The sequence below is a fragment of the Pantoea sp. RSPAM1 genome, from assembly GCF_038816185.1.
Taxonomy (GTDB): Bacteria; Pseudomonadota; Gammaproteobacteria; order Enterobacterales; family Enterobacteriaceae; genus Pantoea; species Pantoea ananatis.
This window is the reverse complement of the sequence record NZ_CP046137.1, coordinates 3728613-3754943: the sequence shown is the minus strand read 5'-3', so window position 1 is coordinate 3754943 and position 26331 is coordinate 3728613. Positions and strand designations below refer to the sequence as shown.

At 52.1% G+C, this 26331-nt stretch carries 19 protein-coding genes; 11 read left to right on the top strand and 8 right to left on the bottom strand.

All coding sequences use genetic code 11. The annotated features are described in order from the left end of the window. The first annotated feature begins 32 nt into the window (after nt 1-32). The 3 genes from aceE (at nt 33) to lpdA (ending at nt 6329) form a co-directional block, all read left to right on the top strand. Entirely contained in the window at nt 33-2699 is a 2667-nt protein-coding gene (aceE, locus tag GKC68_RS18195) for a pyruvate dehydrogenase (acetyl-transferring), homodimeric type (protein ID WP_028724705.1), read from the top strand. Between the two features lie 14 nt (nt 2700-2713). Then, nucleotides 2714-4621, top strand: coding sequence for a pyruvate dehydrogenase complex dihydrolipoyllysine-residue acetyltransferase (gene aceF / locus GKC68_RS18190; protein ID WP_342656388.1), 1908 nt, complete (start codon nt 2714-2716; stop codon nt 4619-4621). 283 nt (nt 4622-4904) lie between these two features. Continuing rightward, nucleotides 4905-6329 (top strand): dihydrolipoyl dehydrogenase, encoded by a 1425-nt coding sequence (gene lpdA, locus GKC68_RS18185; RefSeq protein ID WP_028724707.1) that lies wholly within the window; start codon nt 4905-4907, stop codon nt 6327-6329. A gap of 617 nt (nt 6330-6946) precedes the next feature. Here lpdA and GKC68_RS18180 read toward each other — a convergent pair. Further along, nucleotides 6947-7867: a LysR family transcriptional regulator gene (locus tag GKC68_RS18180; protein WP_047713601.1), complete on the bottom strand. Its 921-nt coding sequence runs from the start codon at nt 7865-7867 to the stop codon at nt 6947-6949. Between the two features lie 98 nt (nt 7868-7965). Here GKC68_RS18180 and GKC68_RS18175 point away from each other — a divergent pair, with 98 nt between their 5' ends. From GKC68_RS18175 to GKC68_RS18150, 6 genes are all read left to right on the top strand, one after another. After that, a complete protein-coding gene (locus GKC68_RS18175; protein ID WP_058706004.1) occupies nt 7966-8964 on the top strand; it encodes an aldo/keto reductase in 999 nt (332 codons plus the stop codon). Between the two features lie 245 nt (nt 8965-9209). Continuing rightward, the gene (acnB, locus tag GKC68_RS18170) at nt 9210-11807 is read left to right on the top strand and encodes a bifunctional aconitate hydratase 2/2-methylisocitrate dehydratase (protein WP_089528123.1); all 2598 of its coding nucleotides are present in this window, start codon (nt 9210-9212) and stop codon (nt 11805-11807) included. Nucleotides 11808-11965: 158 nt separating this feature from the next. Next, nucleotides 11966-12328, top strand: coding sequence for a protein YacL (gene yacL, locus GKC68_RS18165; RefSeq protein WP_013024643.1), 363 nt, complete (start codon nt 11966-11968; stop codon nt 12326-12328). A gap of 151 nt (nt 12329-12479) precedes the next feature. Further along, nucleotides 12480-13436: a 2-keto-3-deoxygluconate permease gene (locus tag GKC68_RS18160; protein WP_047713606.1), complete on the top strand. Its 957-nt coding sequence runs from the start codon at nt 12480-12482 to the stop codon at nt 13434-13436. Next, a complete protein-coding gene (locus GKC68_RS18155) occupies nt 13436-14704 on the top strand; it encodes a four-carbon acid sugar kinase family protein (RefSeq protein WP_047713607.1) in 1269 nt (422 codons plus the stop codon). The genes GKC68_RS18160 and GKC68_RS18155 overlap by 1 nt, the downstream gene beginning before the upstream one ends. A gap of 606 nt (nt 14705-15310) precedes the next feature. After that, the gene (locus GKC68_RS18150; protein ID WP_263793405.1) at nt 15311-16858 is read left to right on the top strand and encodes a methyl-accepting chemotaxis protein; all 1548 of its coding nucleotides are present in this window, start codon (nt 15311-15313) and stop codon (nt 16856-16858) included. 52 nt (nt 16859-16910) lie between these two features. Here GKC68_RS18150 and GKC68_RS18145 read toward each other — a convergent pair whose 3' ends face one another. The 5 genes from GKC68_RS18145 to GKC68_RS18125 all read right to left on the bottom strand — a co-directional run bounded on the left by GKC68_RS18145 (nt 16911) and on the right by GKC68_RS18125 (nt 21740). After that, on the bottom strand, nt 16911-18083 hold the full coding sequence (locus GKC68_RS18145) for a nucleotide disphospho-sugar-binding domain-containing protein (protein ID WP_342656387.1): 1173 nt from the start codon (nt 18081-18083) through the stop codon (nt 16911-16913). 1 nt (nt 18084) lies between these two features. Continuing rightward, nucleotides 18085-18852: an alpha/beta hydrolase gene (locus GKC68_RS18140; RefSeq protein WP_230624183.1), complete on the bottom strand. Its 768-nt coding sequence runs from the start codon at nt 18850-18852 to the stop codon at nt 18085-18087. 730 nt (nt 18853-19582) lie between these two features. Next, nucleotides 19583-20392 (bottom strand): adenosylmethionine decarboxylase, encoded by an 810-nt coding sequence (speD, locus tag GKC68_RS18135; RefSeq protein WP_013024649.1) that lies wholly within the window; start codon nt 20390-20392, stop codon nt 19583-19585. A 28-nt stretch (nt 20393-20420) separates the two neighbouring features. Further along, on the bottom strand, nt 20421-21284 hold the full coding sequence (speE, locus tag GKC68_RS18130; protein ID WP_064366214.1) for a polyamine aminopropyltransferase: 864 nt from the start codon (nt 21282-21284) through the stop codon (nt 20421-20423). Nucleotides 21285-21392: 108 nt separating this feature from the next. Continuing rightward, nucleotides 21393-21740, bottom strand: coding sequence for a YacC family pilotin-like protein (locus tag GKC68_RS18125; RefSeq protein ID WP_342656386.1), 348 nt, complete (start codon nt 21738-21740; stop codon nt 21393-21395). 158 nt (nt 21741-21898) lie between these two features. Between GKC68_RS18125 and cueO the strand changes: the two genes are divergently transcribed. Then, nucleotides 21899-23500, top strand: coding sequence for a multicopper oxidase CueO (gene cueO / locus GKC68_RS18120; RefSeq protein WP_264238691.1), 1602 nt, complete (start codon nt 21899-21901; stop codon nt 23498-23500). On the opposite strand, the gene GKC68_RS18115 is transcribed toward cueO, so the two are convergent. Beyond that, nucleotides 23501-24784 carry a cystathionine gamma-synthase family protein gene (locus tag GKC68_RS18115; RefSeq protein ID WP_028724719.1) on the bottom strand — a complete coding sequence of 428 codons (1284 nt, stop codon included), beginning with the start codon at nt 24782-24784 and terminating at the stop codon, nt 23501-23503. It abuts the gene before it with no gap. A 234-nt stretch (nt 24785-25018) separates the two neighbouring features. On the opposite strand from GKC68_RS18115, the gene hpt reads away from it, so the two are divergent. Next, a complete protein-coding gene (gene hpt, locus GKC68_RS18110; protein ID WP_028724720.1) occupies nt 25019-25555 on the top strand; it encodes a hypoxanthine phosphoribosyltransferase in 537 nt (178 codons plus the stop codon). Nucleotides 25556-25624: 69 nt separating this feature from the next. On the opposite strand, the gene can is transcribed toward hpt, so the two are convergent. Further along, nucleotides 25625-26290: a carbonate dehydratase gene (gene can / locus GKC68_RS18105; protein WP_028724721.1), complete on the bottom strand. Its 666-nt coding sequence runs from the start codon at nt 26288-26290 to the stop codon at nt 25625-25627. Nucleotides 26291-26331 lie beyond the last annotated feature (41 nt).

Here is a 26331-nt window from a genome sequence, read left to right as displayed (position 1 = left end):
CAACGTATTAGACACAGATAAGGAATACCCCCATGTCAGAACGTTTACACAATGACGTGGATCCGATTGAAACTCGTGACTGGCTACAGGCGATCGAATCGGTCATCCGTGAAGAAGGTGTTGAACGTGCACAGTATCTGATTGATCAGGTGCTGAGTGCAGCCCGCAAAGGCGGTGTGAAAGTTGCTGGCGGTGCTGCCGCAATCAGCAACTATATCAACTCTATTGCCGTTGAAGATGAACCGGACTATCCGGGCAACACCTCACTTGAACGTCGTATCCGCTCCGCCATTCGCTGGAACGCCATCATGTCGGTGCTGCGTGCATCGAAGAAAGATCTGGAACTTGGCGGCCACATGTCCTCCTTCCAGTCTTCTGCCACCATCTATGAAGTGTGCTTTAACCACTTCTTCCGCGCGCGCAGTGAAAAAGACGGCGGCGATCTGGTGTACTTCCAGGGCCACATTTCTCCGGGTATCTATGCCCGTGCTTTCCTGGAAGGTCGTTTGACTGAAGAGCAGATGAATAACTTCCGTCAGGAAGTGGACGGTAAAGGTCTGTCTTCTTATCCGCATCCTAAACTGATGCCGGAATTCTGGCAGTTCCCGACCGTTTCTATGGGTCTGGGCCCACTCAATGCCATCTATCAGGCTAAATTCCTGAAATATCTGGAACACCGTGGTCTGAAAGATACCTCCGGTCAAACCGTTTACGCTTTCCTGGGCGACGGCGAGATGGATGAGCCAGAATCAAAAGGGGCGATCACCATCGCCACCCGTGAAAAACTGGATAATTTGGTTTTCATCATCAACTGTAACCTACAGCGTCTGGATGGACCTGTCACCGGTAACGGTAAGATCATCAACGAGCTGGAAGGCATTTTTGCCGGTGCTGGCTGGGAAGTGATCAAGGTTATCTGGGGCGGTCGTTGGGATGAACTGCTGCGTAATGACACCAGCGGTAAACTGATCCAGCTGATGAACGAAACCGTTGACGGCGACTACCAGACGTTTAAGTCACGTGATGGTGCCTATGTCCGTGAGCATTTCTTCGGCAAATATCCGGAAACCGCTGCCCTGGTGAAAGACTGGTCAGACGATGAAATCTGGGCACTGAACCGTGGTGGTCACGATCCGAAGAAAATCTATGCGGCACTGAAAAAAGCGCAGGACACCAAAGGCAAGCCGGTACTGATCCTGGCGCATACCATTAAAGGTTATGGTATGGGCGACACCGCTGAAGGTAAAAACATTGCGCACCAGGTGAAGAAGATGAACATGGATGGCGTTCGCTATATCCGTGATCGCTTCAACGTGCCGGTCGAAGACGACAAGATCGAATCTCTGCCTTACATCACCTTCGATAAAGGCTCTGAAGAGTACAACTATCTGCACGGTCAGCGTGAGAAGTTAGGGGGCTACCTGCCGTCCCGTCAGCCTAACTTCACCGAGAAGCTGGAAATGCCGGCGCTGGAAGAGTTCAGTGCGCTGCTTGAAGAGCAGAACAAAGAAATCTCTACCACCATCGCGTTCGTGCGTGCGCTGAACGTCATGCTGAAGAACAAGTCGATCAAAGATCGTCTGGTGCCGATTCTTGCGGATGAAGCCCGTACCTTTGGTATGGAAGGTCTGTTCCGTCAGATTGGTATCTACAGCCCGAACGGTCAGCAGTACACGCCGCAGGACCGTGAGCAAGTGGCATATTACAAAGAGGACGAGAAAGGCCAGATTCTGCAGGAAGGGATCAACGAGCTGGGCGCAGGTTCTTCCTGGCTGGCGGCGGCGACCTCTTACAGCACCAACAACCTGCCGATGATTCCGTTCTACATCTATTATTCGATGTTCGGCTTCCAGCGTATTGGCGATCTGATGTGGCTGGCGGGCGACCAACAGGCGCGTGGCTTCCTGGTCGGCGGTACCTCAGGCCGTACCACACTGAACGGCGAAGGCTTGCAGCATGAAGATGGTCACAGCCATATTCAGTCGCTGACGATTCCAAACTGCATCTCCTACGATCCGGCATATGCCTACGAAGTGGCAGTCATCATGCATGACGGTCTGGTACGCATGTACGGTGAAGCGCAGGAAAACATTTATTACTACATCACGACGCTGAACGAAAACTACCACATGCCAGCGATGCCGAAAGGTGCCGAAGAAGGTATCCGTAAAGGTATCTACAAGCTGGAAACGGTTGAAGGCAGTAAAGGTAAAGTGCAGCTGCTGGGTTCAGGTTCTATCCTGCGCCATGTGCGTGAAGCCGCGCAGATTCTGGCTGCTGATTACGGCATCGGTTCTGACGTTTATAGCGTGACCTCGTTCACCGAGCTGGCCCGCGATGGTCAGGACTGTGAGCGCTGGAACATGCTGCATCCAACGGAAGCCCCACGCGTGCCATACATCGCTCAGGTGATGAACGCTGCGCCTGCTGTCGCGTCAACCGACTACATGAAGCTGTTTGCTGAGCAGGTTCGCAGCTACGTACCGTCTAGCGATTACCGCGTGCTGGGCACTGACGGCTTTGGCCGCTCTGACAGCCGTGAGAATCTGCGTCACCACTTTGAAGTGGATGCATCTTACGTTGTGGTTGCCGCACTGGGTGAACTGGCGAAACGTGGCGAAATCGATAAGAAAGTCGTGGCGGATGCGATCGTGAAGTTCAAGATCGATGCCGATAAAGTTAACCCGCGTCTGGCTTAAGAGGTAACAGAGTAATGGCTATTGAAATTAAGGTACCGGACATCGGGTCAGACGAAGTTGAAGTCACCGAAATTCTGGTCAAGGTTGGCGACAAGGTGGAAGCCGAGCAGTCGCTGATCACCGTAGAGGGCGATAAAGCCTCTATGGAAGTGCCTTCGCCGCAGGCCGGCGTGGTCAAAGAGATCAAAATCGCAACCGGTGACAAAGTGGAAACCGGCTCGCTGATCATGATGTTTGATGCTGAAGGTGCGGCAGAAGCGGCACCTGCGCCAGCGCAGGAGAAAAAAGCAGAGGCCGCGCCTGCGCCTGCCGCTGCGTCTGCTAGCGCCAGCAAAGACGTCAACGTGCCGGACATCGGCGGTGATGAAGTTGAAGTCACCGAGATTCTGGTAAAAGTGGGCGACAAAGTAGAAGCCGAACAATCGCTCATCGTCGTTGAAGGCGACAAAGCCTCAATGGAAGTCCCGGCACCGTTCGCGGGCGTGGTGAAAGCGATTAACATCGCCACTGGCGATAAAGTTAATACCGGCTCTCACATCATGGTCTTTGAAGCAGAAGGCGCTGCACCGGCTGCTGATGCGAAGCCAGAAGTGAAAGAAGAGGCGGCGACGGCGCCTGCTGCCGCTGCGGGTGCCAAAGACGTTAACGTTCCTGACATCGGCGGTGACGAAGTTGAAGTAACCGAAGTGCTGGTGAAGGTCGGCGATAAAGTCGAGGCCGAGCAGTCCCTGATTGTGGTGGAAGGCGATAAAGCGTCGATGGAAGTGCCGGCACCGTTCGCGGGCACCGTCAAAGAACTGAAAGTGGCAACGGGCGACAAAGTCAGCACGGGTTCACTGATCATGGTCTTTGAAGTCGAAGGCGCTGCGCCTGCTGCTGCACCGGCTGCGAAGAAAGAGGCGGCCCCTGCGCCTGCGGAATCTAAGCCTGCTGCATCTGCATCTGCATCTGCGCCTGCGGCGAAAGCCGACAGCAAAGGTGAGTTTGCCGAAAATGATGCCTATGTACATGCCACGCCGGTCATTCGTCGTCTGGCGCGTGAATTTGGCGTTAACCTGGCGAAGGTGAAAGGTACAGGACGCAAAGGCCGTATCCTGAAAGAAGACGTTCAGGCTTACGTGAAAGATGCCGTGAAACGCGCAGAGGCTGCACCAGCCGCAGCCAGCGGTGGCGGATTGCCGGGCATGCTGCCATGGCCGAAAGTTGACTTCAGTAAGTTCGGTGAAGTTGAAGAAGTGGAACTGGGCCGTATCCAGAAAATCTCGGGTGCCAACCTGAGCCGTAACTGGGTGATGATCCCACACGTAACTCACTTTGATAAAACCGATATTACCGATCTGGAAGCGTTCCGTAAGCAGCAGAACGCCGAAGCCGAGAAGCGCAAACTGGACGTGAAATACACGCCAGTGGTCTTCATCATGAAAGCTGTCGCTGCAGCGCTTGAGCAGATGCCACGCTTCAACAGCTCACTGTCTGAAGACGCGCAGAAGCTGACGTTGAAAAAATACATCAACATCGGCGTGGCGGTTGATACGCCAAATGGTCTGGTCGTGCCGGTCTTCAAAGACGTGAACAAGAAGGGCATCACCGAGCTGTCTCGTGAACTGATGGCGGTCTCTAAGAAGGCGCGCGATGGCAAACTGACCGCAGGCGACATGCAGGGCGGCTGTTTCACCATCTCCAGCCTGGGCGGCCTGGGTACTACCCACTTCGCGCCGATTGTGAACGCGCCGGAAGTGGCCATCCTTGGTGTGTCCAAGTCAGCGATGGAGCCTGTATGGAACGGTAAAGAGTTTGCACCACGTCTGATGATGCCGATCTCTCTGTCCTTCGATCACCGCGTTATCGACGGTGCAGATGGCGCACGTTTCATTACCATTATTGGCAATATGCTGTCAGACATTCGTCGTCTGGTTATGTAAAAAGCGCAAAAGGCCGGCAAATGCCGGCCTTTTTGTAACATTCAGGGCACCGCGGTTGGCAGTTTATTAACAATTCTGTAAACTCTTGCGGTGAACATGTCCCGGTGGAATAAGGACATCATGAGCCTATTCCATTAGGCATAATTGGCGCAGTCAGATTGCGTACCTGCCACGCAACCCCGTCAACGCTAGGGTGGTAGAAACATACGCAATATGGCCAGTTAACTAGCCTAATGGGATAGGCTCAGCGTCTGACCCGCCGGAAATCCAATAAGAGGTCATGATGAGTACAGAGATTAAAACTCAGGTCGTGGTACTTGGGGCAGGTCCTGCAGGTTACTCTGCAGCTTTTCGTTGCGCTGACTTAGGTCTGGAAACCGTACTGGTCGAGCGCTACAGCACCCTCGGTGGTGTCTGTCTTAACGTAGGCTGTATCCCGTCTAAAGCGCTGCTGCACGTTGCGAAAGTGATTGAAGAAGCGAAAGCGCTCGAAGAACACGGCATTGTGTTTGGTCAGCCGCAAACGGATATCAACAAAATCCGTAGCTGGAAAGAGAAGGTGATTAACCAACTGACCGGCGGCCTGTCTGGCATGGCGAAAGGGCGTAAAGTGAAAGTGGTTAATGGCCTGGGCAAATTTACCGGTGCCAATACGCTGGTGGTAGAAGGTGAAGGTGGCGCAACCACCATTAACTTCGATAACGCCATTATTGCTGCAGGTTCACGTCCTATCGAACTGCCGTTCATTCCTCATGAAGATCCTCGTGTATGGGATTCCACTGACGCGCTGGAACTGAAAGAAGTGCCTAAGCGTCTGCTGGTTATGGGTGGCGGAATCATCGGTCTGGAAATGGCTACCGTTTACCATGCGCTGGGTTCAGAGATCGACGTGGTCGAGATGTTTGACCAGGTTATCCCGGCGGCTGATAAAGACGTGGTTAAAGTCTTTACCAAACGTATCAGCAAGAAATTTAACCTGATGCTGGAGACCAAGGTGACCGCCGTAGAAGCCAAAGACGACGGTATCTATGTTTCGATGGAAGGCAAAAAAGCGCCGGGCGAAGCTCAGCGTTATGATGCGGTTCTGGTTGCGATTGGTCGTGTACCAAACGGTAAAGGCCTGGATGCTGACAAAGCCGGTGTCGAAGTTGACGATCGTGGCTTCATCCGCGTTGACAAGCAGATGCGCACCAATGTGCCACACATTTATGCTATCGGCGACATCGTAGGTCAGCCAATGCTGGCACACAAAGGCGTGCACGAAGGCCACGTTGCGGCAGAAGTCATTTCAGGTCTGAAACACTACTTCGATCCGAAAGTGATTCCTTCCATTGCCTATACTGAGCCAGAAGTTGCCTGGGTCGGTCTGACTGAGAAAGAAGCGAAAGAGAAAGGCATCAGCTATGAAACCGCCACGTTCCCGTGGGCGGCATCAGGCCGTGCGATTGCTTCTGACTGTGCAGATGGCATCACCAAACTGATTTTCGACAAAGAGACCCATCGTGTTATCGGTGGTGCCATTGTCGGAACGAACGGCGGTGAACTGCTGGGTGAAATCGGTCTGGCCATTGAAATGGGCTGTGACGCTGAAGATATTGCGCTGACCATTCATGCGCACCCAACCCTGCATGAATCCGTAGGACTGGCGGCCGAAATCTTTGAAGGCAGCATCACCGATCTGCCTAACGCGAAAGCGAAGAAGAAATAAGTCTCAGGACAGTCATAGCGGCCCCTTACGGGGCCGTTTTTTTATGCTGGTTATTATCGAATAAGAAAATCAATCAAGGAAAGGGCGCCTGGGCTAACACATTTACACTGGCATATAGGGCGGAGTAAACTCCGCCACTCACGAAGTTTTACTGCCTGGTTTCGTAATTCAAGACAGCCGAAAGTTCAGCACTCATTATTCTGAGGCGAAGCTCACATAATGAACCTCGGTTTGATAAACTCAATCCTAAGAGAATTAACCCGCTAATAACAAGTAAACCGTCTTTCGACTTCATGGTGGCACCTCTCTTGATTTTCATCGAGCGAGGGGCTACCCTGACAGTGTTTGGGTGTTAGGGTAGTGACCTCCGCTCGCATTAGTTGACTGATTAATGTGAGCGGTTCCTTCCTCTTTCCACCTCAGGTTCTTACCCAAAGCAGAAAGCTTCAGGCGCCCAACCGCAGTCTACGCATTTATTATTTTATTGTCCCCAGGTTTTTTATTTTTTTAATAATGCTAATTAATAAAATTTTCTGTCTTTTATATTTTAAATGTTATTTTTGCTGATTTATTAATGACTATTTTAAAATAATTATTTCTCGGTTCTTATGTTACTGTTAATTTTGATGGTTGATCACTTCGTTATTATTAACACGTAACCAGTCAATAAAATGACGTAATGGTGCTGAGACATAACGCCTGCCGGGATAGTAGAGCCAGAAGCCATCGGCATTTTCCGTATAGTGACTTAACAGCTCAACGAGGGAGCCACTTCGCAGACTGGCACTGACCACGGCCTCCTGCAGAAAAGCAATCCCTGCTCCCGCAAGGGCGGCCTGCAATATACGTTCGTTGTTATCCAGCACCAGAGAGCCACTGACGGCGACTTCCCGCTTTTTCCCTGCGTGCATGAATTCCCAGCGATAGCGTTGCCCGCTCGGGAAACGCCGCTCAATGCAGAGAAACTGCAGCAGATCGTCTGGTGTTTGCGGGGCACCATGACGTTCGATAAACGCCGGGCTCGCGACAACCAGTGTACGCATTGCCGGGCCAAAGGGCAGGGCGATCATATCCTGCGCCAGCACATCGCCGTAACGAATACCTGCATCAAAACCGGCTTCAAGGATATCCACCAGCGCATCGTTACTGTCAATTTCCAGCGTAATGTCCGGATAGCGCTGAAGAAAGGGCAGGATCAGGCTGTCAAAAAACAGCGCTTCTGCAGAGCGGGGCATATTGAGTTTCAGCGTACCGTGAGGCCGGGCTCGCCAGTCATTGAGTTCATCCACGGCCTGCGATAAATCGAGTAAGGCAGGCTGAATGCGCTGCAGAAAATGCTGTCCTGCCTCGGTCAGTGAGACACTGCGCGTCGTGCGGTTGAGCAATCTCACCCCTAGCCGTTGCTCAAAATGACGCATGGCGTGGCTCAGCGCAGACGGCGTCACGTTGCGCGCCTGTGCAGCTTTGCGGAAGCTCCGGTGGTGTGCAATCGCACTGAACATTTCCAGTTCCTGCAGGGTGGCCCGCGAAAGTGTCATTAATGAATTTTCCTCACTGAATGGGCAAGAAAACCGCAATTGTTGTTGATATTGATGAGGATTATAACAATAACACCGCAATTAAAGAGGAATACATCATGCAACAACGTCAATTAGGTAATCAGGGTTTACGCGTGTCAGCGCTGGGACTCGGCTGTATGGGCATGACCTTCGCCTATGGCAACAATGATGAGCAGCAGGCTCTGAATACACTGTCTCGTGCAATTGAACTGGGCATCAACTTTCTGGATACCGCCGAAATCTACGGTCCCTTTACCAACGAGGTGCTCATCGCTAAAGCCCTTAAAGGCCGCCGCGACAATATCACGGTTGCCACAAAATTTGGTTTTGCGATTACTGGTGAAGGCCAGGGCTGGGAAAAGATGACGGGCGTTAACAGCCAGCCTCAGCATATTCGTCGCGCAGTCGAAGGATCATTAACCCGTTTGGGGACCGATCATATCGATCTGCTTTACCAGCACCGTTTTGATCCGAGCGTACCGATTGAAGACGTGATTGGCACGATGGCAGATCTGATTAAAGAGGGAAAAGCCCGCTATATTGGGTTGTCTGAAGTCTCATCGGCTACGCTGCGGCGCGCCTGTGCCGTCCATCCCGTCTCTGCCTTACAAAGCGAATACTCACTCTGGACGCGCGATCCCGAACAGGACATTCTGGCGACCTGTCGTGAGCTGAATGTCGGTTTTGTGCCTTACAGTCCGCTGGGCCGGGGCTTCCTGACGGGCAAACTGACGTCGGTCGACGCGCTGGAGCCGCATGATTTCCGCCGCAGTTTGCCCCGTTTTCAGCAGCAGGCACAGGAACATAACCAAAAGTTAGTCGCGCAGCTCACTGAGATGGCACACAGTTATGGTATTACTGCGGCACAACTGGCGCTGGCGTGGGTCATGGCGAAGGGGGAAGATATTGTGCCGATTCCGGGAGCGAGCAAGGTCCATCATCTGGAAGAAAACTGTGCCGCAGCGAATGTCGTCCTGACAGGGGCGGACAGTGACACGCTGGACAGGCTCTTTGCGCCGCAAAACATCAGGGGTGAACGCTATGCGAATGCAGAATATGGCATGATTGATCGCTAAGCAGACAGCGGAATGACTGGGGGAACCGGCAGGGCTTTACGCCCTGCTTTTTTTCCGTTTAAACCGGATTAGTTAGCGCATTCTGCTACAGAAAACCCTAATGTTGCTTTTTTGTAAACAGATTAACAAGGCGTTGAAATCCTGCTATGCTGCCCCACGCGGAACCGGGCACCTTACCCTACTCATGGAATGCGTTGTCATCAGGGTGCACCGGAAACCCATACAATGAGAGCGAGGAGAACGTCGTGCTAGAAGAATACCGTAAGCACGTTGCCGAGCGTGCTGCCCAAGGGATCGTACCTAAGCCATTAGATGCTTCCCAGATGGCCGCGCTGGTTGAACTGCTAAAAAATCCACCTGCGGGTGAAGAAGAATTTTTGACCGATTTGTTGGTCAACCGCGTACCACCCGGCGTCGATGAAGCGGCGTATGTTAAAGCAGGTTTCCTGGCTGCTGTCGCCAAAGGCGAAACCACCTCTCCTCTGGTATCTCCTGAAAAAGCCGTTGAACTGCTCGGTACCATGCAGGGCGGCTACAACATCCATCCTCTGATTGAAGCATTAGATGATGCGAAACTCGCACCGATCGCGGCGAAAGCGCTTTCCCACACGTTGCTGATGTTTGACAGCTTTTATGACGTTGAAGAAAAAGCCAAAGCAGGCAATCCACACGCGAAGCAGGTGATGCAGTCGTGGGCGGATGCCGAATGGTATCTGTCACGTCCTGAGCTGGCTGAAAAAATTACCGTTACGGTTTTCAAAGTCACGGGTGAAACCAACACCGACGACCTGTCTCCGGCGCCGGATGCCTGGTCACGTCCGGATATTCCACTTCATGCCCTGGCGATGCTGAAAAATGCTCGCGAAGGGATTGAGCCAGATGAGGCGGGTAATATCGGGCCGATTAAGCAGATCGAAGCACTGCAGGCCAAAGGTTTCCCGCTGGCCTATGTGGGCGACGTAGTGGGCACAGGTTCATCCCGTAAATCGGCCACCAACTCGGTGCTGTGGTTTATGGGCGATGACATCCCTAACGTGCCGAATAAAAAAGGCGGTGGTGTTGTTCTGGGCGGCAAGATTGCACCTATCTTCTTCAACACCATGGAAGATGCCGGCGCGCTGCCGATCGAAGTGGATGTGAACGACCTGAATATGGGTGATGTCATTGATATCTATCCGTTTAAAGGTGAAGTGCGCAATCATGAAACCGGCGATCTGCTGGCCAGTTTTGAACTGAAAACCGACGTGCTGATTGATGAAGTGCGTGCCGGTGGCCGTATTCCCCTGATCATTGGTCGTGGCCTGACCAGCAAAGCGCGTGAATCCCTGGGGCTGCCTGTCAGCACCGTGTTCCGTATCGCGAAAGACGTGGCGGAAAGCTCACGTGGCTACTCACTGGCGCAGAAAATGGTTGGCCGCGCCTGTGGCGTTGACGGCGTCCGTCCGGGTGCCTATTGCGAACCGAAGATGACCTCGGTGGGCTCGCAGGACACCACCGGTCCTATGACCCGCGACGAGCTGAAAGACCTGGCATGTCTGGGCTTCTCTGCCGATCTGGTGATGCAGTCGTTCTGTCACACGGCGGCTTATCCGAAGCCAGTCGATGTGAACACGCACCACACGCTGCCAGATTTCATCATGAACCGTGGCGGGGTTTCCCTGCGTCCGGGCGATGGCGTGATTCACTCATGGCTTAACCGTATGCTGCTGCCGGATACCGTCGGCACCGGCGGGGATTCTCACACCCGCTTCCCAATCGGTATTTCCTTCCCGGCAGGTTCGGGTCTGGTTGCTTTTGCGGCTGCGACCGGCGTAATGCCGCTGGATATGCCAGAATCGGTCCTGGTGCGTTTTAAAGGTAAAATGCAGCCCGGCATTACGCTGCGCGATTTGGTTCACGCCATTCCGCTGTATGCCATCAAGCAGGGGCTGTTAACCGTTGAGAAGAAAGGCAAGAAAAACATCTTCTCCGGTCGCATCCTTGAAATTGAAGGTCTGCCCGATCTGAAAGTCGAGCAGGCGTTCGAACTGACCGATGCATCGGCAGAACGTTCTGCTGCAGGCTGTACCATCAAGCTGGATCAGGCGCCGATCAAAGAGTATCTGACCTCTAACATTGTCCTGCTGAAATGGATGATCTCAGAAGGCTACGGCGATCGTCGTACGCTGGAGCGCCGTATTGAAGGCATGGAGAAATGGCTGGCGGATCCTCAACTGCTCGAAGCCGACGCCGATGCAGAATATGCTGCGGTGATTGACATCGATCTGGCGGAGATCAAAGAGCCGATTCTGTGCGCGCCAAACGATCCTGACGATGCGCGTCTGCTGTCAGATGTGCAGGGCGAGAAGATTGATGAAGTCTTTATCGGTTCGTGCATGACCAACATCGGTCACTTCCGCGCGGCAGGTAAGCTGCTGGACAGCCACAAAGGCCAACTGCCAACCCGTCTGTGGGTCGCACCACCGACCAAAATGGATGCGGCACAGCTGACGGAAGAAGGCTACTACAGCGTATTCGGTAAGAGTGGCGCGCGTATCGAGATCCCCGGTTGTTCACTGTGCATGGGTAACCAGGCACGTGTGGCCGATGGCGCAACGGTGGTATCGACCTCAACCCGTAACTTCCCGAACCGTCTGGGAACAGGGGCTAACGTCTACCTGGCTTCTGCGGAGCTGGCGGCGGTCTCATCATTGTTAGGTAAGCTCCCAACGCCAGATGAGTATCAGCAGTTCATGGCGCAGGTGGATAAAACGGCTAGCGATACCTATCGCTATCTCAACTTTGACCAGTTGAGCCAGTACACTGAAAAAGCGGATGGCGTGATTTTCCAGACCGCCGTCTGATTGCTGACCGTTGGTCCATTTAAGAGGGACGCTCTGGCGTTCCTCTTTTTTTATGCCTGAAAAGGGTCCTGAAGGAAGCCGGATGTGTGCGCTAAGCAGGTGCAGGGTAATGAAAATAGCGGTATAACAGCGCGAGTGACTGATAAAGAGATAAGATCATGGAGTATGAATTTCTACGTGACATCACGGGCAAAGTGAAAGTTCGTATGTCGATGGGACATGAAGCACTGGGCCACTGGTTTAATGAAGAGGTCGAGCACGATGCCAGCGTGCTGGATGAGGTGGAAGCGGAAGCCCATAAATTAAAAGGGAGTGAACGTCAGTGGCAACGTATCGGGCGGGAATACACGCTGTGGATGGATGACGAAGAGGTGATTGTCCGCGCGAATACGCTGAATTTTGAAGGCGATGAAATGGAAGAGGGCATGAATTATTACGATGAAGAAAGCTTGTGCTTCTGTGGTATGGAAGATTTTCTGGCGGTCATTGCTGCCTGGCGGCGCTTTATGCAGAACAGATAACACCGGTGAGTATCGCAGGCCCTGTTGTTCCCCTCCGTATTGATTGATTGTGCTCAACTAACCGCGTGCTATTCTGCGATTCATGCCGCAATTTTCTTCTAAATGATTTAATATCATCATAATGATTATAATTAATCAAAATGGTGATGATATGGATATTAAAGCAACAGTTGAAAAAATCCCGGGCGGTATGATGGTTGTCCCGCTGGTTTTAGGGGCCATTGTGAATACGTTCGCGCCCGAAGCCTTACAGGTGGGCGGCTTTACCACCGCGCTTTTTAAAGAAGGTGCACCTGCTTTGATTGGGGCATTTTTGTTTTGTATGGGCGCAGGGATATATATCAAAGCGGCACCGAAAGCCTTGTTGATAGGCGGTGGCGTCACGGCAAGCAAGTTTCTTGTTGCTGTGGCCGTGGGCTTTGCTGTAGATACCTTTTTTGGCGCGGAGGGACTGTGGGGACTGACGTCGGTCGCCGTCATTTCGGCCATGAGCAATACGAATGGCGGCCTTTATGCCGCCCTCGCGGGGGAGTTTGGCCAGGACAATGAAGTCGGCGCGACCCCCGTGATTTCCCTCAACGATGGTCCGGTACTCACCATGATTGCCCTGGGCGCGGCAGGAATGGCAAATATTCCTGTCATGTCGGTGGTGGTGGTAATCGTCCCCATGCTGCTGGGCATGTTGCTCGGTAATCTCGATCCAAAAATGCGCGACTTTTTCTCTCAGGGCGGCCCGATACTGATTCCCTTCTTTGCCTTTGCGTTGGGCGCCAGCATTGATTTTGCCATGCTGCTCAAAGGCGGGCTGGCTGGCATCATTCTGGGGGGCTTGACCACGCTCGTCGGCGGCTTCTTTAATATAAAAGTCGATCGCTTGTTAGGTGGCAGCGGAATTGCCGGCGCGGCGGCATCCAGCACGGCGGGTAATGCCGTCGCCACGCCTGTTGCTATTGCTCACGCCGATCCCGCCCTGGCGGACGTCGTTGCGGCGGCCACGCCGCTGGTCGCGACGTCCGTCATTGTTACCGCAATTTTAACGCCCATGCTGACCTCATGGGTGGCAAAGCGTAATCTGCAGCGATCGCTGTCATCCACGGAGAAGTTATGATGAAAATGCTTGTCATCGCCGACGATTTTACGGGCGCAAACGATACCGGTGTCCAGTTGGCCAAAAAGGGCGCACGCACCGAAGTGATGCTGACGCCACAGCAGAAACCCTCGCGGCGGACTGACGTACTCGTCATCAACACGGATAGCCGGGCGCTTAGCGCAGATCAGGCAGGCATTGCCGTTACTCGGGCGCTTTCTGCCTGGCTGGGCACGACGCAAAATAACGTACTGATTTATAAAAAAATCGACTCAACCCTGCGGGGTAACCCCGGGGCTGAGATTGCCGCAGCTATGGCGGCAAGTGGTGCCACGCTGGCGATCGTTGCCGCGGCCATACCTTCGGCAGGCCGCACCACGCGCCAGGGTGAGTGTCTGGTGCACCAGCGTCCGTTGCTGGAAACAGAGTTTGCCAGCGATCCTCGCACTCCGATTATTTCGTCGCGAATCAGTACGCTTATCGGCTTACAGACGCGTCTGCCGGTGAGTGAAATGTCGCTGGACGTGGTAAGAGGCGGAGAGCTACGTGCCCGGTTTGAACGTCTGGCAGGGCAGGGAGGGGGCATCGTCGTCATGGATGCCGAAAATGATAACGATCTGACGCTCATTGCCCAGGCTGCGCTGGCCATGACCCAGCCCCCTTTATTAGTCGGTGCGGCGGGTCTGGCGAATGCACTTCCGGCTGAAAGTTACATGACTATGCATCAAACTCTGCCCGTACTGGTGGTGGCAGGCTCAATGAGTGAAATGACCCGACGTCAGGTTGAGCAGGCGCAGCGCTCAGGACGGGTTGACGTTGTCAGAATTGCGGTACAAACCCTTCTGGGGCCTGAAGATGAGAGCGAGCATATCGTGGCCCAGGCGTGCGAGATTCTGATGCAGAACAGGCACTGTGTTCTTCAGACCAGCAGCAGCGTTGACGATCGTAATCAGATTGATGCTCTGACGGCGCACTACGAACTGAGTCGTGAAGCCTTAGGTGAAAAGCTGAGTCAGCGGCTGGGAGACATCACGTTGGCGATTCTCGATCGTGCCCGTACCGGCGGCCTGTTTCTCACCGGTGGGGACATCGCTATTGCGGTGGCTAACGCATTGGGCGCAGAAGGTTATCGTATTCAGAGCGAAGTCGCCCCCTGTATCCCCTGCGGCACCTTTGTGAACAGTGAAATTGATGACCTGCCGGTTATTACCAAGGCGGGGGGATTTGGCACTGACAGTACGCTATGCGAAGCCCTGCACTACATAGAAGAGTTGTATCTCCAACCTTAAGCTCTGGCCTGCACATCGGCGACGTTGCAGTCGATGTGCAGGTTAAAATCGATTTCAGAGAGCACAAGGTAGGGCTGATTTGTATTAAGAGCACGCGGGGCAGGACAATATTTAATACCGGGCGCGATGTTCTGTTTTATTAAAATATAACCTTTCACCAAAAAGATGAGGAGGTGACGGGCGGTTTTAACATGAGTGATGAAATTTAATTGGTTAATAATGCGATGGCGCTAAGTCAAATTAACGTCGCACGTTGCTCCTTTAACGCAGTGCTGTAAGCATTTTCATTCTCATCTCTTTTTAAGGTTATTGATTTTAATCGGTTTTATCTCGTTAAGTTACTCTGCGTTCCGCTGAGGCTGCGGAGTGATAGATAAGCATCTCTGCGCTTTATTGACGTGGCTTAAAATTAAAAAATGTAACGGAGTGGAAATTTCAGCAACTGCGTTAATAATCAACTGGACATTAATGCGCTTATATTTTCGTCACTCATTTTTGGGTGCGTGAACAGGCTTTTCATTAAACTTACGGGCCTGATTATTAATATTTTTGTCATTATTCTCAGTTAATTAATGGAATTTGTTTTTTTCCACTCGCGGAGAAATTATGCTCAGCAATACATCTATCAGAACACGACTCTATATCGCATTTGGCGCGATTACGCTGGTCATGATCATCGTTTGTAGCTTGTTTTATGCCGGTTTTGGCCGGGTAACACAAGTCAGCCAGCTTAATATTCATACTTATCAGGTTGTTGAGGGATTAAACAAGGCCACCGAAAACCTGCTTAATATGGAAACGGGCGTGCGTGGTTTTGCGCTCAATGGCAAACCGCAGATGCTGGTCCCGTTTAATGAAGGAAAACAATCGTTTAATAGATATATGGAGAGTACGCATCAGCTGACCCAGGATAATCCGGAACAGCAGAAACGTTTAGTTGATTTGGAAAACAGACAAAAGGCCTGGCTGGAAACCTATGCCCAAAAGGTGATCGCTGCGCGCGAACGCCTGAATCAGGGCTCGCTGGATCAGCAGCGCTTTTTTGAGCTCTTTGCCTCGGATGAAGGGAAAGTTCAAATGGATGCGATGCGCTCTGTCATTGAGTCAATGATTGTCACTGAAAAATCGTTGCTGCAGTCCCGTGCAGACGAGTTAATCAGTGAGCGTACAAAGACCAAAATGACGTTAACAGGCGGACTGGTGCTTTCGACAGGCATCTCATTGGTGTTGGGACTGCTTATTTCCCGTAGCATTTCCCGTCCCCTGACGCTGGCGGTTAATACGGCTGATACCATCGCCCGGGGCGACCTGACCTCCGTCATTACCGTGGATCGCAAGGATGAGACCGGCAAGCTGCTTGCGGCGCTGGCCAATATGCAAAATCATCTACGGACACTGGTTTCTCAGATCAAAGATTCCGCTGCGTCGGTTGAACTGGCAGCCAGCGAAATCGCACAGGGAAATACAGAGCTCTCTTCCCGCACGGAGGAGCAGGCTGCCGCGTTGCAGCAGACGGCAGCCAGTATGGAGCAGATTACCGCTACCGTGCGCAATAACACTTCCGTCGCAGAATCCACCGCCTCTTCGGCTCGCGAGACGGAATCGCTGACCCGCGCCAGTGAAAAAGCCGTCAATGAAATGAGTCAGACCATGCACAGCATTTCGGTGAGTGCGGCCAAGGTCAAAGAGATTACGGCGGTCATTCAAAGCATCGCGTTTCAGACGAACATTCTGGCGCTGAATGCCGCCGTTGAGGCAGCAAGAGCAGGTGAACATGGTCGCGGTTTTGCCGTGGTGGCGAGCGAAGTCCGGACGCTGGCTCAACGCAGCGCCTCGTCGTCACGAGAAATCGGCACCCTGATTGAAGAAGCCGTCAGTGGCGTCGAGAAAGGCGTAAAAGCGGCAGATAATACGGCACACAGTATTCTTAAAGCCGCGAGCGAGGTCGCCTCGCTCGCGCAATATATGGATGGGCTGGCTCTGGCATCGGTAGAACAAATGCAGGGCGTTTCGCAGGTCAGCGTGGCTGTGACCCAAATGGACAGCGTAACGCAGAGCAACGCGGCGTTGGTCGAACAGTCCGCTTCTGCATCCCAGTCGTTAACGGAACAGGCAAGGAGCCTGAGAGTATTAACTGCTGCGTTTCAGATCTGATGCCCGTCGGCCAGCCAGGGTAAATCATGCCTGGCTGGCTGTGCCGGATGGCTTAACGGGTCAGAAAGTTTTCCAGTTCGTGGCCTTTATTGCCCGTTTTATCAAATTGCGCCGCGTAGTAATCGCAATTATGTTTCTTATGGCGTGAAAGCGCCGCCATTTTCCGGATTTCTTTTATCCCTTTTCCTTTCAGCCCACAGGCCAGCCGCTTGAGTGCACGGGCGTTTTCAAACTGATCGAACGCGCGGGGATAGATCAGTTGGGGAACGCCATTCTTGAGTAACTGCGCGGTGGTGCCAATACCGCCATGATGAATGGCAAATAAGCACGTTTCGACAAGGGCAATATTCAGTTGAGGTACGGTCATCACGTCATCGTTCACCGACAAGGCGGTTGCTGTTGGCGTGACAAGTACGCATTTTAACCCCTCAGCTTTTAAATCCTGCAATATCTGGCTAACGGACTTTTTCTCAGCCAGTGCCCAACTGGTAAAAAACACCACCGTCCGGGAGTCAATAAAGGCGGTAATCTGTTCGTCATCCGTTGATGCACGGCTTTTATTAAGCATAAAACCAGCGTAAAACCCGTTACGCGCTTTTTTCTGATAGAACCAGGGTTCGTATAACACGATCAAACGCTGTCCACCGCTCACCCAGTCAGCATAAATATTTCGACAGGCGGGCAGGTGATTGTCGCGGCGTAATTTGTCCAGCGTATCCTGAAGTGCGGGTGACACCAGTGCGCGTTGAAATAAGGCCAGTTTCCAGTTCAGATTCATTCGCAGGCCTTTTTCCAGGGCGTTAACCACACGCCCGGGCTGCAATTTTAAATTTGAATTGGTCAGGCTGATTGCATATTTCTTAATCTGGTATTTGTCACTTACCGCTTTTGCAGCGAAGCACCATAAAGAATGAATGATAATGCAGTCATCATCCACGAGGGCGCACATGGCATTGAACATGGCTTCCTGCTGTTCCGCCATATAGTGTGAGATACGTTTCAGAGAGTGCTTTTTTTTCCACAGCGAACGGTCCTGTACCGCGTTGACGTACGTTTCTGCATCGCCCACCGCAACAAAGGAAAGTCCGCGTGAAACGGCTTCCGACCTGAAGTAATCGTTAGCGAGCAAATAAACATCGTGATTTTTTTCTTTCAGAAGCGATCCAATTTCAATACAGGGAAAGACATCGCCAGCTGAGCCGAGTGCGCCAATGATCACTTTCATTTCAGACACCAATTTGGTTAAAAATGGTGTTAAAGGCGGCAGCCGTCCGCTCCCGGCTAACTTTTCCTTCCAGATCTAAAAAGTGTCCCGCATCTCTGATCTGATAAAAGCAGGTTTTGTCCGACTCGCCGCATATCTCTTCAATGTTTTTCTGCGGCGTATGAATATCCAGATCGCCATTGATAAAGTGAAACTGACATGCCGAGTTATCGATAATACTTTTGTAGTCATGATTGCGAATATTAGCGATTTGCTCAAGGTGGAAGCGCCCCTGGCGGTACTCAATTTCATCCAGCGTGGTGAGGTGTCTGAAATTGCAGAATTTCATTTTGTTCGGCAAATAGGCGCCGACTTCATCGTTCATCAAATGCGCAAGATCGACAAATTTTTTCTCTTTTGAGTACAGATTTGCCTGTTTAACGTAGGTGCGCATTCGATCGTTAAATTCGAAAGAGTAAGACGCAATAATGGCGTGTTCCAGGCCATCTTCGCCGTTATTTAACAGCTTCAGCGTGGATGCGCCGCCCCACGAGGCAGAGGCAATAATGTTAGGCTTATAGATTGAAATAATTTCCCGAATGATCGCCACTTCATCATCCAGCGTAACGATATTACAGTCCTGCTCATTGTAGGGTTTCGATTTGCCGGAAAAAGGCAGATCGAACGTAATCACATCTGATTTATCCGCCAGAAACCGCTTCCAGTTCCGAAAGGAAGACGAGGTCGCCAGCGCGCCATTTATCAGGATGGTCCTGTTACGTGTGGGCACGCTGCATTTCACCAATTCCACATAAACATTAAGTTTGTTTATGTTTATAACAGAGTATGCGTGACTCATATCACTCTCCTTACCAACGATTACCCGCAAAAAGTAAATTTTTTTAATGTATATCACAGGGTGATGCGATCATTAAGTTATTTTTATGTTTTATTGGTTTTTTTAATGGGGGTGTTTTTATGTTCATGATATTTAAGGTTTTAAATGAGAGTTTAGATGACTAACCTTAAATGGCTTACTTTTAATCAAAAATTAAGCTTATGTTTTCTTGCGATATAATGTGATATCCCTCATGGTAAAACCACTTGTTAGCGATGCGTAAAGCGATGGGTTTTGTTAAATCACATTATTTTCATTAAATAAATTCATGTTAACTAAAATAATGTTTTTAGGGGGGCTGGATTGGTTTTTTAGTGTTTAGTACTGAATATTTGAATTAACACCTGCGTTGTAGCGGAGAAGTGAAAAAAAAGGCCGGAGGAGGGCAGCGATGACCGTGCTAAGCAGGAAAAAATGACACGCGGGGTGCTGTGCGAATTTCCGGGCCAATGCTCGCGGCAACCAGGTGATACAGCCACCAGAAGAGGCAAAATACCCGAACGGCGGCCATCCTGGTTCGCAGCGCATAATAAGTCCTGTTGTGGTTGAAACGGGAAGAGGCAGGGATGATGACGAAGGGGAAAATGGCCCCCACGCAGGGGGCAGGGCAGCGGTAGGGTGACTAGTACGTTTTTAATCCCACTGACGGAATGTTTCTGCCGTAGTATATCTCACGCATTTCCTTCCACAGCAGGTCGGTAATACGTTTGTGCTCCTGAGGCGTCAGATCTTCAGGGCGGGTATTAAAAAGATAGTGTTTTAAATCGAATTCTTTCAATAACATCTTGGTGTGAAAAATGTTTTCCTGGTAAACGTTAACATCCACCATGTCGTACATGCCCTTCATGTCTTCAGACATAAAGTTCTGAATAGAATTGATTTCATGGTCGATAAAATGTTTCACGCCGTTCACGTCACGCGTAAAGCCGCGCACGCGATAATCCACCGTGACGATGTCTGACTCCAGCTGATGAATCAGATAATTAAGCGCCTTAAGAGGGGAGATCACGCCACAGGTCGATACTTCGATGTCGGCACGAAAGGTGCAAAGGCCGCCTTCTGGGTGGCTCTCTGGATAGGTATGTACACAGATATGACTCTTATCAAGGTGCGCAACGACGGAGTTGGGCAGCGGACCCGGATGTTCTGACGTATCAATATCTTTGGGATCGATGGGTTCCTCACTGACCAGAATGGTCACACTGGCACCCTGTGGCTCATAATCCTGGCGGGCAATATTCAGGACATTTGCGCCGATGATGGAACAGGTTTCGGTCAGAATTTCTGTCAGGCGATTGGCATTATATTGCTCATCGATATAAGCAATATAGCCATCACGTTCAGCTTCAGTATTTGCATAGCAAATATCGTAGATACAAAAACTCAGGCTTTTGGTCAGGTTATTGAAGCCATGTAGTTTTAGCTTTTGCAATTTTATTCACCCCCTTACAAATGCCCAGTCAGCGCGGGTCTTCCAGTGCATTCAACAGATATTGTGGCAGGGCAAAGCTGCCAGTATGAATCGCCGGTGTATAGTAACGGCAGCGTAAGCCAGAGGCTTCGAAACGCGCCTGTAACAGCGCCGCGTCGGGCTGACGCAAAGCAGGATTGTCGCTGGCCCAGGCAAACGTCATGATCCCGCCGTAGTAGGTCGGGATAGCCGCCTGATAAAAACTGACATCCTGGAAGTAGTGGCTGAGTTTACGATGGCTGTTCACCGCCTCATCCTGCTGCAGGAAGCAGACGCCGTTTTGTGCAACGAAAATACCGTTCTCATTCAGGGCTTTTTTACAGCCTGCATAGAATTCAGAGGTAAACAGGCTTTCGCCCGGACCGATGGGATCGGTACAGTCTGAGATAATAACGTCAAACTTCTCATTGGTATGATTGACGAAATTCACGCCGTCATCAATAACCAGATTGAGACGCGGATCGTCGTAAGCGCCGGCACTGTGATTAGGCAAATACTGACGGCAAAAGGTGACCACGCCAGCATCGATCTCGACCATTGTGATTTTTTGGATATCAGCGTGGCGGGACACTTCGCGCAACATGGCACCGTCGCCGCCGCCGATGATCAGCACGCTTTTTGCCGAGCCGTGAGCCAGCAATGGCACGTGCGTCATCATCTCGTGATAGATAAACTCATCACGTTCGGTTGTTTGCACCACGCCATCCAGCGCCATGACGCGACCCATGGCCGCGTTTTCAAAGATGATTAAATCCTGGTGGGCCGTTTTATCCCGATAAAGCTGTTTATCGACGGTAAAATACTGGCCAAAGCCGGTATGAAGTGTTTCATACCACATCTCATTTTGGGCCATGATGAAGCTCTCCTTTCGTGACATCACCCCGAAAACCGGCGGGACATCATAGCTAACTATGATAGTCCTTGCACGGGCAAATGTCTGGCGGGAGAGCGGGCTGGCGCGCTACTTTACATAGGCAAGCAGGCTGAGAGAATCCCGGGCCAACGACTTACATTTTTGGTCATTAGCAATAGCGATGCCGCTTAAATCACGATAGCTGGCTTCACCGAGGGCTTTCATGTTGTAGTTGTTGTAATTGCTCAAGTCCCAGCGGTTCTGCTGAGCAAAAAACACCAACGCCTTACGAATCTGCGCATCGGGCAAATCCTGGTAGCCACAATCATTTTTTAAATAAACGAATACGGCAGTGAGATCGGCAAGACCTTCTGCTTCAGATTCGCTCAGGGCAAAGCTGGTGGAGGAGAAGCCGAAGAGTCCCGCTAGCAGCAGGATCTTGATGCTTTTCTTCATAGTTATTCTCATCAGATAATTGTCTTAAGACGTTAGCATAGTTATGTAAAGATTTTCGATTAATTTACGCTTTTCGGGGCATTCTGTCCGGCTATGCTTGACCTTGCCATAGGGGCAGGGTTTAGGCTTCAGGTCATTTCGTTACAAGGATGCTGATTATGCAACGTCGCCACTTTTTGAAACTCAGCGCGGCACTGGGCGCGGCGGGTGCGCTGCCGCTCTGGAGTCGCTCGCTCATGGCCGCTACCCGACCGCCGCTTCCTGTCCCCGCATTGCTGGAGGCGGATGCGAATGGCCTGTACAGCCTGACGGCGATGGAGGGCACGACGCAGTGGCAGGGGAAAGCCGTACCCACCTGGGGCTACAATGGCAGCCTGCTGGGCCCGGCGATTCGCCTGAAGCGCGGAACGACCGCCACCATCAACATTCATAACCGCCTTAAAGAAGCGACGACGCTTCACTGGCACGGGCTGGACATTCCCGGTGAGGTAGACGGCGGCCCACAGGGCGTCATTGCGCCGGGCGCGATGCGTCAGGTGACCTTTACCCCGGATCAGCCTGCGGCAACCTGCTGGTACCATCCGCATTTACACGGCAAAACCGGCCATCAGGTCGCTCAGGGCCTGGCGGGGTTAATTTTACTGGAGGATCAGCCGTCAGGTACGCTCCGGCTGCCCAGCCAGTGGGGCACCGACGACGTACCGCTTATCTTTCAGGATAAGCAGCTGAGTCAGTCTGGCGAGCATATCGATTATCAACTTGACGTGATGCGGGCGGCCGTGGGCTGGTTTGGCGACATGATGCTGACGAATGGCGTGCAGTATCCGCAGCACGCCGTGCCGCGTGGCTGGCTACGTCTGCGCCTGCTTAACGGCTGCAATGCCCGTTCGCTGCATATCGCGGCCAGCGACAAACGTCCCCTGTATGTTATCGCCAGTGACGGTGGGCTGCTGTCGGAGCCGGTGAAAGTGGATTCACTTCCGCTACTTCCCGGTGAGCGTTTTGAGATCATGGTCGATACCTCTGACGGCAACGCCTTTGATATCGTTACGCTGCCGGTCACGCAAATGGGCATGACGCTGGCACCTTTCGATCGCCCCCTGCCGCTGGTAAATATCTTGCCGCTGCGGATCATGGCCAGTGCAACGTTACCCGACCAGCTCGCCACGCTGCCAGCTGTGTCAAAAACAGAAGGCCTGACAACACGCTGGCTGCAGCTCAGTATGGATCCCCAGTTGGATCAGCAAGGTATGCAGGCGTTAATGGCGCGTTACGGTGAGAAAGCCATGGGCAAAGGAGGGCAGCACGCTATGCCCATGGGTAACGACGCGAGCGGGATGAAACATGACAGCGGCGCAGACACGATGGATCACCAGAATATGGACCATGAAGCAATGTCCGCTGTGGCCTATGATTTCCATAACGGCAATAAAATTAACGGTCTGGCATTTGATATGACGAGTCCCGCGTTCAATGTGAAGCCGGGCGCCGTGGAAAAATGGACCATTTCCGGCGAAGGCGACAGCATGCTGCATCCTTTTCATATTCATGGTACACAGTTCCGTATTCTTTCAGAAAACGGCAAACCGCCCGCCGCCCATCGTCAGGGATGGAAAGACATGGTGAATGTCGACGGCTGGCGCAGTGAAGTACTGGTGCGTTTCAATCACACTGCCGCCGCCGATCATGCTTATATGGCCCACTGCCATTTGCTGGAGCATGAAGATACCGGGATGATGCTGGGCTTCACCGTGACCTGATCAGGCTTGTTCAAGGGCCAGTCGGATGTCTTCTACCAGATCTGCGGCATGTTCAATGCCGATCGATAATCGTATTGTCGCGTCGGTAATACCGATGCGCTCACGGACCGCATCCGGCACGCCAGAATGCGTGGTTGTGCCGGGATGGCTGGCAAGTGACTCGGTACCGCCCAGGCTAACGGCCTGCTTAAACAACGCAAGTGCATTGAGAAAGCGAAACGCGGCAGGTTGTCCGCCCACAATATCAAAAGAGAAGGTCGAACCAGCGCCGCTGCATTGCTCGCGATACGTCTTGCCCGCCGGGCTTTCTGCATTCAGATAGGGCAGCCAGTGCAACGCTGCTACCTTAGGATGCGGCTGCAGAAAGGCGGCAACGGCTTCGGCATTGTGAAAGGCTTTTTCCATGCGTAGCGACAGCGTCTCCAGCGAACGGCCAATCATCCAGCTTGAGTGCGGGTCGAGTTGCGTACCGATAGCGCTGCGCAGGGCGCGAATTGGCGTCATCAGGGTTTTCTTACCCATCACCGCGCCAGCGATCAGGTCAGAGTGCCCGCCGACATATTTCGTCAGAGAATACAGCGATAAGTCCGCCCCCAGCGTCAGCGGCTGTTGAAAAATCGGGCCCAGCAAGGTGTTATCACAGGCGATGACCGGACGCGAACCCTGATGCCGCTCGATCTCGTCGGCGATGCGCCCCATCAGCGCTATATTCACCAGGCTATTGGTGGGATTCGCCGGGGTTTCCACCAGAATCATCGCGACCCGCCCCTGCGCCATCGCACGATGAGCCGCATCACGCACTTTTGCTTCATCGTGTCCGTCGCTGAAGCCGACCGCCTGAATGTTCAGATTGTGCAGTGTCTTACTCAGCAACGTTTCCGTGCCGCCATAAAGCGGCTGCGAATGCAGAATGACTTCTCCCGGTCGTGCAAAGGTTAACAGTGTCGTCGAGATAGCCGCCATACCGGAAGCAAACAGGGCACAGCTTTCCGCCTGTTCGTAAATGGCCAGGCGATCTTCTACGATCTCGCTGTTGGGATGATTAAAGCGGGAATAAACCAGCCCGCCGCTTTTGCCTTCCGGCGGCTGACGACGGCCTGAAACATAGTCGAAAAAGTCGCGGCCTTCTTCTGCGCTGTCAAAAACAAAGGTAGAGGTAAGAAACACGGGCGGCTTCACGGCACCTTCCGAAAGACGCGGATCGTAGCCATAATTCAGCATCTGGGTTTCAGGATGCAGTTGACGATCGCCAACGTGCGTGTTCTTACTTGAGGGTGAAGTCATTGAGATCTCCCAATAAGGTCGTGAACTGCATAACGATATGTTGATAAAACTCTATCATGCAGCAATTAATGCTGTTAAATGCTGTGTTGTTCTAAGGTAATGCTGACTGTGCAACTGACAGACGAAAGGTGAAGATTTTTACAACACGTAAACGTTTGCTTTTTCCGCGCGGCATCAGTATGCCTTTTTACTATGATAGACTGCGTGGCTTTGTGAGCTACCGGGCAAAAGGCAATGAAACATACTGTTGACGTAATGATCCCTGAACAGGCAATCGCCGCGCGCATCGCTGAACTGGGCAAAGAAATCACCGAGCATTACCGCGACAGCGGCAGTGATATGGTGCTGGTGGGGCTACTTCGTGGCTCATTTATGTTTATGGCTGATTTATGCCGCGTCATTGATGTTCCGCACGAAGTGGATTTTATGACGGCATCCAGTTACGGCAGCGGTATGTCTACGACCCGGGATGTGAAAATCCTGAAAGACCTGGATGAAGATATTCGCGGCAAAGATGTTTTAATTGTCGAAGACATTATCGACTCCGGTAACACGCTTTCGAAAGTGCGTGAAATCCTGCGCTTGCGTGAGCCAAAATCACTGGCGATTTGTACGCTGCTGGATAAGCCTGAACGTCGGGAAGTCGACGTCAACGTTGAATACGTCGGCTTTTCTATTCCCGATGAGTTTGTGGTGGGCTTTGGTATTGATTATGCGCAACATTATCGCCACCTGCCTTACATCGGCAAAGTGGTGCCGCTCGAAGACTGAATGCCGTTTACCGCACATTCTTCCAAGGCCTGAGCCCGTCGTTTCGTGTAGGCTTGTCGTGCAACAGCGTTACTGGCGCTGAAAATCGCCGTTAACTAACAGATTAGCCATGCCATGACGATAGCGTTGTTCAAGGTTTTCCCGGCTGCTTGCCGTCACATCGAGATTGCGCAGGCAGCCATCCTGGATACCGTAAACCCAGCCATGGAGCGAAACTTTGCGTCCACGTTTCCAGGCGGATTGCAAAATCGTGGAATGCCCAAGATTATAAACCTGCTCAACAACGTTGATTTCGCAAAGTTTATCCAGGCGTTTATCCGGCGGGAGTTCCCCCAGTAACACGCTATGCTTGTACCAGAGATCGCGAATGTGCAGCAGCCAGTTATCTATGAGACCCAGCTCCGGGTTATCCATAGCGGCCTGAACACCACCGCAGCCATAGTGGCCGCACACAATGATATGTTCAACTTCTAACACCTCTACCGCGTACTGCACCACAGAAAGGCAGTTGAGGTCGGTATGAATGACCAGGTTGGCGACGTTGCGATGAACAAACAGTTCGCCGGGCTCAAGGCCGGTAAGGCGTTCGGCGGGCACGCGGCTGTCTGAACAGCCAATCCAGAGGAAGCGCGGTTTTTGCGCCTGAGCCAGTCGCTCAAAAAAACCGGGATCTTCTTTGACCAGTAATGTGGACCATTCGCGGTTATTACTGATCAGGGTATCAATATCTGTCATGGCGTTAAGCAACCTGTTACTGCGCATGTGCGTGCGCGTAC